Source organism: Pseudofrankia sp. EUN1h (assembly GCF_001854645.1).
Lineage (GTDB): Bacteria > Actinomycetota > Actinomycetes > Frankiales > Frankiaceae > Pseudofrankia > Pseudofrankia saprophytica.
In genome coordinates this window covers 1-10,813 of sequence record NZ_MBLN01000015.1, presented here as the reverse complement: position 1 = coordinate 10,813, position 10,813 = coordinate 1, and the positions used below count along the sequence as shown (strand labels likewise).

The window sequence follows — 10,813 nt, the reverse complement described above, 5'->3', positions numbered from 1 at the left end:
GCCTCGACCTGGCCGGTGCGGTCCTTCGGCTTCCCGGTCCGCCGGCCCGCCAGCGCCGCGCGGGCCGCGGCCTCGGCGTCGACCGGGTCGGACTTGCCCTGCCAGCGCCGGGMCTTGCGGTCCGGCCGGTCGATCTCGACGACCGCGACACCGGCCGCCGCCAGATGCCGGGCCAGCCCGGCGCCGTATACCCCGGTCCCCTCGACGCCGACCTTCCCAACGGCGCCGAAGCCACGCAGCCAGTCGAGCAGCCGGCCGTAACCCGCCCCGGTCGCGGGGAACTGTTCCACACCGAGAAGCCGCCCGGCGCTATCGAGAGYCGCCGCCGTGTGACTGTCCTTGTGGGTGTCGACACCACCCGTGACCTCATCAGTCTGCTGTGCCATCGTGGGCGCCAGCCGTCCCTTCRCCATCACCTCGACCGACAGGGCGGCACGCACCAGCCGGGCGACGGACAAGACAGTGAAGGGGCCTCTGGCCAGGCTCCTATAAGGTCACCCGCCCGTCCGGTGAGTGCACACGAGCCCCGCGCCGGCACGGCCGACAGATCCCGTCCAGGACCCGCAGTCAGTCTGTTGCCGGGTCAGACCGACCGGCGCGGGGCTCACCAACATCCTCACTGTCTGTTGCGTTGCGAGGAGCCGGGACAAGCGGAGCCACGGCGCCTGGTGATCAGATGGCGTGGGCGAGCTCAGTGAACGCGACTGATAGCCGCTGCCGTGGATCGGCGTCGGTGGCGAGTTCGTAGTGGCCGCGGCGGATGTTCTGGATCAGCGCGTGCCCTGTGCTGATCGTCTGAGCCGAGCGCAGCCGTTTCAGCCCGCGCATCGGCCGTAGCCGCGCCTTGAGTCTGCTGTGGTCGGACTCGATCCGGTTGTTCTCCCACCGTGCGTCGACGTGGCAGGCGTCGGGCAGCAGCTCATCAAGGACCCGCGGATAGACCGGCGCCTTGTCGGTGGTGACCTCGACCGGCCGGCGGCCGTGGGCCAGGGCTTGGCGGAAGAAGCGGCGGGCCGCGAGCTGGTCACGCCGTTCGCTGGCGAGTACGTCGATGACCTGTCCGCGCTGGTCAACGGCTCGATACAGGTACCGCCATCGACCTGCGATCTTGATGTAGGTCTCGTCGACGAACCACCTGTCACCCGGGCTGTGGCGGCGCGGCCGGGCGGCGTCGACCAGCAGTGGGGTGAACCGTTGCACCCACCTGTACACGGTCACGTGATCAACCTCAACGCCGCGTTCGGCCAGCAGCTCTTCGACATCCCGGTACGACAACGCGAACCTCAAGTACCAGCGAACCGCCAGAACGATCACCTCGGGCGGGAATCGGTACCCGGTGAACTCCGAGGCCGGGACCAACGGAGGAGGACGGCGACGAGCCATCATCCGATCATGCCGTCACCTCGCGGAGGCCACGACCCGGCCAGTGCAACAGCCCCACCTGGCCGAACTGGTCGATCGCACGATACAGGTACGTCCAGCGACCCGCGACCTTCCCATTACGTCTCGTCGACGAACCACCTACTGCCCGGACGGTGCCGGCACGGCCGGGCCGCCTCGACCAGCAACGGCGTGAACCGCTGCGCCCATCGGTACACAGTCACGTGGTCAACCTCGATGCCTCGTTCGGCCAGCAACTCTTCGATGTCCCGATAGGACAGCGCGAACCTCAGGTACCAGCGGACAGCCAGAACGATCACCTCGGGCGGGAACCGGAACCCGGTGAACTCCGAGACCGGGACCGGCGGACGAGGACCGCAGCGAACCATCATCCGATCATGCCGTGGACCCCGCGGACACCACGGCCCCGACCGGTGCAACAGACCCCTACCATGTCATCCACACCCGCCGCTGAGGACAAGTCCTCAGCGGCGGATGTGGTCCTCACGGTCAAGAGGGGACGGGCGGGTTCGGACTGTCAGTTCCGAAGAGGCTTAGGGGTGCTGGTCTGCAAGGGACCGGGAGTCCGGGTATCGCGCATATGTCCTCGGCTGAAACCGGTAGTCTCTGAAAACTTGCACCGGCGTTTACCGCGGCGGATTTCAGCACCTCGAACCAGCCCTGGAGTTTCTCCATGTCGGGCGGATCCAGCGCGTGGGCTTCAGCGCGCGCGAATACGGCACGGAACACCTCGACCAGCTGGCTGACCACTCTGCACAGGCGCGGGTCCATCCGGGCGAGGCGGTTGGCCTCGCGAAGATGATAATAGGAAAAGAATGCTGCCGGCGGGGCGAAGGYGACTGTCAGCTTGTTCACGTGGCCCGTGCTTACCGGGCGGAAGATGAAAAAATAGAAGGCGCCGAGGCCCAGGCCCGCGTGTTGGGCAAACTCGACCCTGATATCGGGCAGAGGTGGTGTGGGCACAGCGCATTCGACCGATGGCGCGAGCGTCGTGGTACCAGCGCCCACAGGCTCGGCCGCCCGGCTCCCCGTGTCACAGGCGGCCGTGAGCAGCGAGGCCACGATCGTGAGCGCGATCCCGCCGGCGGCGAGTGCCAGCCGCCACCGGCCGTGCGACCCCCTCGCGGGCTTCTGGGCTCGCTTGTTCGGGATGGCATCGGGCGCCGCCACGCCAGCACTTCTGCTACAGCTTCGTGATTCCGGCATCGCCGGTGTCCTCGCAATCGCCGGTGCGCCGATCAAGCACGATGAAACGGAAAGTCACCTGGGCACGGTCGGCGTTGTCCACTGCCAGGTATCCAAGCGTCTGGCATTCGGTAACAAGGCACACGCGCTGGCCAGGCTTGGGATCGATGAACTCCCGAATGCCGTGCTGGAGAGCCTGTTGGAAGCAGCCCGGCAGGTCTGGTTCGTTGGGACCATCCCACAGGGTCATGACCGTGCCGGTCGCACGGGAAGCCAGAAACGGGCGCGGACCCTCGTTGAGGCTGAGATAGAGATCGGTTCCGCGTGGAGACGACAGTATGGTCCAGACCGGGGCCGGAGGCCTGGCATCGAGATCGATCTGGCTGTTCAGAAGATCATCGACTTTGAGAGTCACCGTTTCCTCGTAGGGCAGTGATGGCTCTGGCGACGGGGTGGGGCTGGGTGTTCCGGGATCCGCCGGTGTCTCGGTTGGCGAGGCGGCGGCAGGATCAGTAGTGGTGCCGTCCAGCACGGGCGGCGGCGGAATGGTCGGCAGGGTCTCCGCGGTCGGCGTGCTGAGGCTCGCCGCCTCGCGGTTGACATAGGCAGCGCGAGTCGCCAGGAAGGTCACCGCGACCAACACGATCGCTGCGGCTGCTAGGGCGGCTTGGAGCCGTGACCGGGAGTTGATCGGTCTGGGCGGAGGCGAGGGTTCGGTGCGGTCTCCCGACCGCGCCTGTGGCTGTGGCTGTGGCCTACTGCCTGGCTCGGGTGGTGBGGCCGGTTCCCCGTCGTCGGGTGGCCGCTCCTCGTTAGCCGGTTCCGCTTCGTCCGGGTCGCCGCTGGTGGATGCTGCGCCGTCGGTACTACCCGCGGTGAGGTCACGCCCATGCTCGGCGGCGCTGGATTCAGCCTGCTGGTCGGGATCCGGAAGGTGGGCCRCCTCTGTGGCGCCCGGCTGCTGGTCGTCGCTATCGTTCACTACGCCCCCCGTGATGACGTTCGTCGGTCTCCCGCTGGGAGCCGCCGAAGGTCTGACGAACTCTTTGAACTCCAAACATCAATGGCCGTTGCCGGACCGAGCTTCTTGGGCGGCGATGGTCTCCCGGTGTTACGGGGGATAGCCATGGAACGCGGCTAGCTGTCTGCGGCGTGGCGCTGAGCTCGTCGTAAAGCCGCACGAGCTCGTCAAGGGCTGGGAGGGCGTCCTTACCGAGGCGTCGCAGGCAGCGGCGCCCGCGCCGCGATCCGGCCCAGGTGCTAGAAGCCGGCGAGCGGCCGACTGGCTGATCCTTCGAACGAGTCGTCCAGAACGACCACGCTTTACGGCCCTGGATGTGCGCGTTCCTCACCAGATCCAGGAGGTCCGCCACGACGGCGACGTTCTCGGCCACCGGCTGCAGAATCATCCGCTCACGAACGGTTGAAAGCGCCGTGACGCAGTGTGTGGCGGAGTGCAGGCAGGAAAGGAGATCGAGAAGGTCTGAGGCCGACCGGAGAGGCGCCAGATTCGCCGGCCTGATCTTCTGGCGATCCTGCTGATCGACGACGAACCGTAGCAGCGGGCGAATGAGGAGCAGGTATGTGAGAGCGGAGCCGATCGCGAGCGCCGAGATTGCCGTGTGGTCGGGTGTCAGATATTTCCGCGGAAGGACGACCGACAGAAGAGTCAGCGCGGCGCCGGCTGACGCTGTGCCGATCCAGGCCATCGACTGCGACCTGAACAGCCGTGCGTGCCCCAGCACGATCCAGGGCAGGACGAACGCGTACCACGCCGGGCGGGCGTCGGCGGCCAGGACCAGGAGAAGGCAGGGGGTCAGGGCAACGATATAGCCGACGGCCGCCGCCGAGATCACGCCCGAGACAGGGGTGGTCGCGCCAGCGAAAGTCAGCCCGGTCGTGCAGGCGCCGAGCAGAAGGTAGCTGGACCAGAGGGTCACCGTTGGCGGTCTGTTCGACGCGAATCTTGTGGCTAGGACCCTCGCCGTCACCGATCGGTTTGGCCACCATGACAGCGGAGGACTCCCGCGGATTGCCTGGAGAAGTATCACCAGGAGGGCTGTCACCAGCAGCCGCACGCTCAGCCTGGTGGGCTGCGTGTCGTGAGACGGCACCGCCGCGGCCAGCAGCGCGATGGGCAGAATCCAGGACAATGCGCGGCCCCAGCTATCGACCACGGTGAAGTCGGCCGGGTCGCCGAGGCGCCGGAGCCGCGGCGTGAGTTCTGAGAGTCCCGCGCGGAGCCGTCTTTCGGCACCGAGAGTCGTCACCGAGCGGCGGATAGCCGTTCTAATGTCCGGCGGGACTGGCTGGAGGTACCCGGCGCGTTGGAAGGCGATCTCCCGGAGGACCTCGCTGCCGCTGCGGAGGCCGTCACCGATCAGGCGGACGGCGCCGTCCGTGGGGCACCAGGCACCGACGACCTGCAGGGCTTGCCTGCGCTCCAGCAGGTTTCCTGTTGCCCACAGAGCGCACAGTAGCCGCGTCGCGTCCCGCACCAGGACAGCTGGTAGCAGCTTCGCGGGGATTCTGCTCTCGTCGAGTATCTTGATCGCGCGCAGCCCCTCGGCCAGCCGCGAATGATCGATCCCGTGTTCGGCTGGACTGTGATCGGCCGCGACGTCACCTGGCTGCCTTTTCGTGACGCTTTGCGACTTGCTGGTTGACGTCGATGCGGAGGACAGGATGAGCCCGATCTCGGTGACCAGTCGTGGCGCCGCCACCGACGCCGATTCAAGGAGGAAGACTGCGGTGTCGTGCCAGATGGCTCGGCGAACCATGACGCCCGGGTCAACAGAGCCGACATGTTTCTCGACATAAGCGGTGGAGAAATACCCCTGGAGGCTTCTGTCTCGGAATGAGAACCGCTTGCGCCCGGGTTCCCCTCCCTGGTCTGGCGCGAGGACCGCGAGGCCTAGGTGTACCAGCGCTTCAGTAATCACGGTGACATCGGCGGCCGTGCCGTGTCCCAGCGCGGCGTACTCATGACCTAGCACGTCCAGCGGTGGGTTCAACCCCGCCTCCGGTGAGGACGACATGACATACGCGAGTGTCGCCGCGTCGTCGAGTAACTCGTCAGCCGTCGTCCCGAATATTCGCTGAAGCTTAGCGGCTTCCTTGTGTGCGCGCAGGCGCACAAACTCCTGAACTACTCGGTAGGCGCCCGCAGGCAGCGTTCCGTGCCTCTCTGCGTGGAGACACAAGAGGGCGAGGAAAGTCGGATTCCCGGCCAGCCGGCGGATTCGTGGGTCCGCCGCGGATACTTCTTTCAGAAGGGCACTGACAAATTCCGCCCCTCGCCCCGAGCGGCGGATTAGTAGCCGCCTGCGAGAGTCGTCCATCGGAAGGATGGAGAGGTGCGGGACGCCGCGAATATGTGGCCCCTCGACTTCTCTCGCCGCAATTACTGCACGACATCGTGGATACTTCGCGAGGAACATCTGTATTGCTCTGCTGTACTTGTCGGAACCTTCCTGGAGATCTCCGTCCAGTAATCCTGCGATCTCGTCGAACGAGTCGAAGATGAAGAACAGGCCACCGCTGGATGATCTGCGTCGGAACTCTGCCTMAGCGAACTTCCTCAGGTCACCTTCACAGCCCGCTGCTAGCTGGTCCATAGCGCAGGACTCGACGGCCGAGGAATCTACCAGAGCCTGGCCTGCGGCCAGCTCCCGCAGGTTCACATAAATCGGGAGGATGGCAGGCAGGGCTGCGTTTCGGAGCGCTTCGTCATAGCGTCGTCGGGCGACTTCGCGCAAGGACACGCTCTTGCCGGATCCAGCCTCGCCCTCCAGAACTGTCAACGGCTCGTCGTGCCGCTCGAGCGCGGTGTCGAGAGTGGCCGCGCCCCACGTTGGGTCCCGGTCGGAGCTGACCGCAAGCTCGACGTAGCGGCTCTCGGACCAGTGGTCTTCGAGGCTTACCACCCAGTGGCTTGTCAGGTCCACGGTGCTCAGCCGGCCGAGGAGGACCTCGAGGAGAGATCGCGACAGTTCCTGAGTCGCTTCGAAATGCTCGACCTCACCTGACACAGGACCGAAGTCCGAGCGGCCCGGCGGAGTCGCTCCACTCTGCTCCGCCGCGTCCCGCAGCAAGTGTTGTTCCGGCCTTTCGGCGACTGCGGCCTCGAGGAGGCGCCGGGGCCCGTTCGGGACGATCCCGGCTCGTAGCAGCCGAGCGGCCTCGCGCCAGAATTCGAGCGGGCTGGAAACATGCCAGGATGGATGGAGCTCGACTGTCACACCCGCGCGCTCGAGCAGCTGGCCTGCTCCAACCCGATCCGGGAAGAGGCGAGCGAGCAGCACGACCAGTTCATCCGGCAGGAGTGTGTCGCCAGCCGGCTGGTGGTGCTCGCGGCGCTGCTCATCAGATGGACCCCCGTTGTCCACCTKGGCATCATTGCACCCTGAGCGACCAGTCTCGGCGTCGGTCCGCGATAAAGCTGCTCAGACCAACGGCGGCGCCATTGACTTGCGCGACGACCGATCGCCCGCGTCCTCATCAGCCCAAGCTGATCCCCGAGCCGAAGCGGGCGACCGTCAGGACGATTGCCCCTTGTCCATAGGTGGACCGGGGCCGAGGCCATTGATCATCAGGTCGATCTGTCGACGGGCCAGGTCGTCCCAGTCGCCGGTCCCCGGCAGCGGTCGGGACAGCAGCGAGGTTGCCACGATCAGGTCTTCGGGGGTCAGGTCTGCGCGCAGTTCCCTGGCGGCTTTGCCGCGTTCGAGGAGCCCGCGCAGTGCGGTGCGAACGTCCGCCTGTCGCTTGCGGGTGGCAGGTGTGAAGACCGGCGGGCCGCCGTGCAAGGGCAGGACGAAGCGCTCGCGATCGCGCAGGGTGGCCAGGAAGAACAGCCGGATGCCGTCCAGCGCGGAGCCCGGGTGAGCAGCGGCCGCCCGCGCGTTGTCGACGGCAAGGCCGAACGAGCGGTGGACGAGCGCGCCGAGCAACTCCTCGCGGGTGGCGAAGTGGCGGTAGAGGGTCCCGACCCCGACGCCCGCACGTTCGGCGATCTTGGCCATCGGCACCTTCTCCCCGTCGCTCCGCACCAGCTCGGTCGCGGCGTCGAGGACCCGATCGCGGTTACGGAGCGCGTCCTTACGAGTCTGGCGGGAGGCGGGGGGCGACACGGATCACATCATCGCAGCGGCTTGCGGCGTGGCAGGTCGCAGAAGTAGCGTTACCGCTATCCGGACGATTTCGTCCGGAACAGAAGACGGGGAGGAGAGGCCCGGGTGGACATCGCAGAACTGGCGCAGACGCGAGGTTCGACGCCTGCGTCGACGGGCCGGCTGAGGCTCGCCGAGATCGACATGAGAGATGTGTCGTGACGCCGCCCCCCGAGGATGACGTCGTGCGAAAGGTGGAGATCGCGCGGCCCGAGGACCCCGCGCTGACGCACCTGGCCGTCGTCGGGGACACCTACACCGTGCTGTTCTCCGGCGAGCAGACCGCCGGCCGCTTCGCGATGCTGGACATGCTCATCCCGCCGGGCGGTGGACCTCCGCCGCACCGTCACGACTTCGAGGAGTGCTTCCGAGTCCTCGAGGGCTCGGTGGAGGTACGCGTGCGTGACCTTCCGCCTATCTGGCTGAAGGCAGGCGAATCAGCCAACATCCCGGCCAATGCCGCCCACGCGTTCCGCAATGCGGCCCGGGTCCCTGCCCGACTGCTCTGTACCGTCGCGCCAGCGGGCCTGGAACGGTACTTTGCCGAGTTCGGTGATCTCGTCCCAACCCGCACCTCCCCGGCCCCGTCGCTCAGCAACGCCGAACGCGAGGTGCGACTGCGGCGAGCCGTAGCACTCGCGCCGGAGTACGGCATGGAGGTCCTGCTCCCGCCCGCGACGTAGGACGGGGGTGTCATCGCCGACGGCGAAGCGCCGCCGAACGCATGTGGTCGCGCACCGGCGACAGCACGTCAGCCAACGCCTCCGTGTCCCCGCGCGACAGCGGCTGAAAGAGCTGGCGACGCAGGACCTCGGTCTGACCGGGCAGCACCTTGGCCAGCAGCCCCCCGCCCAGCATCTCAAGTTGAGAAGCACAGGTTTCATCGAGAGCGAGGCACTCCCCATGAAGGCAGTTCGATTCCACGAGTACGGCGCCCCCGACGTCCTGCGCTATGAGGACGTCGACCGGCCGGTGCCGAGCACGGGTCAGGTGCGAGTACGCGTCGCCGCGACGACGTTCAACGGGGTCGATGGCAATATCCGCGCGGGTTTCATGCAGGGCCCGATGCCTCTGACCTTGCCGCATACCCTCGGCCTGGACGTCGCGGGAACGATCGACGCACTCGGCGAGGGCGTCAGCGGCCTCAAGGTCGGTGAGCAGGTCGTCGGCTTTCTACCGTTCGTCGATGACGGCGCCTCGGCGCAGTACGTCCTCGCGCCCGTCGAGAGCCTGGCGCCGGCTCCGACAAGCATCCCGCTCGCCGACGCGGCCGCGCTACCCCTGGTCGGTCTCACCGCCTGGCAGGCACTCTTCGACCACGCCGAGCTGAAGACCGGGCAGCGGATCCTGATCAGTGGCGCGGGCGGCGCCGTGGGCGGCTACGCGGTACAGCTGGCCAAGGCAGCCGACGCCTACGTGATCGCCACCGCAAGCCCCCGCAGCAGCGAGCACGTCCAGGCGGCGGGTGCCGACGAGGTCATCGACCACACCACCACCGCGGCGACCACCGCGGTGACCGAGCCGGTCGACGTCCTGCTCAACCTCGCCCCGATCGACCCCGCCGAGTTCAGCGCGCTGGCGGCCTTGGTCCGCGACGGCGGCGTCGTGGTCAGCACCACCGTGTGGATGCCCGCCCCAGCCGACGACGAGCGCGGCGTGCGGGCCGTCGACCTCTTCGTCCGCAGCGACGCCAAGCAACTATCGGAACTCGTCGCGCGCGTGGACCGCGGCGAACTGACCGTCGATGTCGCCGAGCGCGTCCCGCTGAAGGACCTGGCGTCCGTCCACGTCCGGGCCGCCGCGGGGACCCTTTCGGGCAAGGTCATCGTCCTTCCTGCCTGACCCACCCGTCCGCGGGCGACAACAACACTCGAAAAGGACCTGTCATGTCCCTCACCTTTGACCCCGAGATCGCCGAGGCGCTGGCCCCGATGGCGGGTTTCACCCCGCCGCCAGTAGGCGACATCGCCGCTCGTCGCGACGTCTGGGAGCCGATCATCGGCGCCGCGGGGACGGCCCAGCCACTCCCACCCGACGTCACGACGAGCGATCACTACGCGACTGCCGACGACGGCGCCCAGATCCAGATGCGCTGGTACGTCAAGGACGGCGCAACGCCTGGTTCCGCCGTGCTGTTCTTCCACGGCGGCGGCTACATCTTCGGCCACATCGACCTGTTCGACGGGCCGGTATCCCGATACGTCTCCGCCAGCGGCGTGCCGATGCTGTCGGTCGAGTACCGCCGCGCGCCGGAGCACCCCTTCCCGACACCACTCGATGACGCCTACGCCGCGCTGCGCTGGCTGCACGATCACGCCGCAGAGCTGGGCGTCGACCCCGACCGAATCGGCGTGATGGGCGACAGCGCCGGAGGCGGCATGGCGGCGGCGCTGACAATCCTCACGCGCGAGCGTGGCGGGCCGAAGATCGCCCGCCAGATCCTGCTCATGCCGATGCTGGACGACCGCACCAGGACACCGGACCCGTACATTGCGCCCTTCGCCCTGTGGTCCTACGACGACAGCGCAACCGCGTGGCCCGCGCTGCTCGGCGACGCGGCCGGCGGGCCGGACGTCCCCGCCACGGCGGCCCCGGCCCGGATCGAAGACGCGACCGACCTGCCACCGGCCTACATCGAGGTCGGCCAGATCGACGTCTTCCGCGACGAGGACACCGCCTACGCGACCAAGCTCAGCCGGGCCGGCGTGCCGGTGGAGTTCCACCTGCACCCCGGTGCCCCACACGAGTTCGACTCCATCGCCTTCAACTCCGACGTCGCGCGGCGTGCCATCACCGACCGGGTCCGAGTCCTGAAATCGATCTGACCCGATGCGGAGCGCGTCCGCCCTGCTCTTTGAAGGTGGCGAGCGCGCTCCGAGCGGGCGCTCGGCCACCCGCCCGAGATCACACCTTCCACGAAACCAGGATTCGCATGACTCCCTCTCTGGAAGCCCGTCTMCTGAAGGGTGCAAGTATGCGGTTCCGCTGGCCAGGAGCTTGATCAGGCGGCTCGTTGGTATTCGTGGAGGAGGCCATCGAGGCGGTCGATGCGTCTG

The 10,813-nt window shown here is 67.5% G+C and carries 11 protein-coding genes and 2 pseudogenes; 4 read left to right on the top strand and 9 right to left on the bottom strand.

What is annotated here, in order from left to right; all coding sequences use genetic code 11:
- The 7 genes and pseudogenes from BCD49_RS06285 to BCD49_RS46330 form a co-directional block, all read right to left on the bottom strand.
- On the bottom strand, window positions 1–386 hold a 386-nt coding region (locus BCD49_RS06285), incomplete at its 3' end, for an IS110 family transposase (RefSeq protein ID WP_241832270.1).
- Window positions 387–672: 286 nt separating this feature from the next.
- Window positions 673–1,383, bottom strand: a complete 711-nt coding sequence (locus BCD49_RS06280; RefSeq protein WP_027141170.1) for an IS6 family transposase — start codon at window positions 1,381–1,383, stop codon at window positions 673–675.
- 55 nt (window positions 1,384–1,438) lie between these two features.
- A pseudogene (locus BCD49_RS06275) lies at window positions 1,439–1,769 on the bottom strand (IS6 family transposase); the annotation flags it as partial.
- A gap of 121 nt (window positions 1,770–1,890) precedes the next feature.
- Complete coding sequence (locus BCD49_RS43080; RefSeq protein WP_131803383.1) at window positions 1,891–2,571, bottom strand: hypothetical protein; 681 nt, start codon at window positions 2,569–2,571, stop codon at window positions 1,891–1,893.
- Window positions 2,572–2,584: 13 nt separating this feature from the next.
- Complete coding sequence (locus BCD49_RS06270) at window positions 2,585–3,217, bottom strand: hypothetical protein (RefSeq protein ID WP_131803382.1); 633 nt, start codon at window positions 3,215–3,217, stop codon at window positions 2,585–2,587.
- 340 nt (window positions 3,218–3,557) lie between these two features.
- Window positions 3,558–6,617 (bottom strand): NACHT domain-containing protein, encoded by a 3,060-nt coding sequence (locus BCD49_RS06265; protein WP_131803381.1) that lies wholly within the window; start codon window positions 6,615–6,617, stop codon window positions 3,558–3,560.
- Window positions 6,618–6,716: 99 nt separating this feature from the next.
- Window positions 6,717–6,845, bottom strand: a pseudogene (locus BCD49_RS46330) (hypothetical protein); the annotation flags it as partial.
- On the opposite strand from BCD49_RS46330, the gene BCD49_RS06260 reads away from it, so the two are divergent.
- Window positions 6,798–6,995, top strand: coding sequence for a hypothetical protein (locus BCD49_RS06260; protein WP_007507752.1), 198 nt, complete (start codon window positions 6,798–6,800; stop codon window positions 6,993–6,995). The pseudogene BCD49_RS46330 and the gene BCD49_RS06260 sit on opposite strands and share 48 nt — an antisense overlap.
- 129 nt (window positions 6,996–7,124) lie before the next feature.
- Here BCD49_RS06260 and BCD49_RS06255 read toward each other — a convergent pair whose 3' ends face one another.
- The gene (locus BCD49_RS06255) at window positions 7,125–7,718 is read right to left on the bottom strand and encodes a TetR/AcrR family transcriptional regulator (RefSeq protein ID WP_007507754.1); all 594 of its coding nucleotides are present in this window, start codon (window positions 7,716–7,718) and stop codon (window positions 7,125–7,127) included.
- 224 nt (window positions 7,719–7,942) lie between these two features.
- Here BCD49_RS06255 and BCD49_RS06250 point away from each other — a divergent pair, with 224 nt between their 5' ends.
- Window positions 7,943–8,440 carry a cupin domain-containing protein gene (locus BCD49_RS06250; protein WP_198536062.1) on the top strand — a complete coding sequence of 166 codons (498 nt, stop codon included), beginning with the start codon at window positions 7,943–7,945 and terminating at the stop codon, window positions 8,438–8,440.
- Between the two features lie 10 nt (window positions 8,441–8,450).
- Here BCD49_RS06250 and BCD49_RS40315 read toward each other — a convergent pair whose 3' ends face one another.
- Complete coding sequence (locus tag BCD49_RS40315) at window positions 8,451–8,615, bottom strand: hypothetical protein (protein ID WP_007507757.1); 165 nt, start codon at window positions 8,613–8,615, stop codon at window positions 8,451–8,453.
- A 45-nt stretch (window positions 8,616–8,660) separates the two neighbouring features.
- Between BCD49_RS40315 and BCD49_RS06245 the strand changes: the two genes are divergently transcribed.
- Entirely contained in the window at window positions 8,661–9,599 is a 939-nt protein-coding gene (locus tag BCD49_RS06245; RefSeq protein ID WP_007507759.1) for an NADP-dependent oxidoreductase, read from the top strand.
- A 44-nt stretch (window positions 9,600–9,643) separates the two neighbouring features.
- Entirely contained in the window at window positions 9,644–10,582 is a 939-nt protein-coding gene (locus BCD49_RS06240) for an alpha/beta hydrolase (RefSeq protein WP_007507761.1), read from the top strand.
- Window positions 10,583–10,813: the final 231 nt, after the last annotated feature.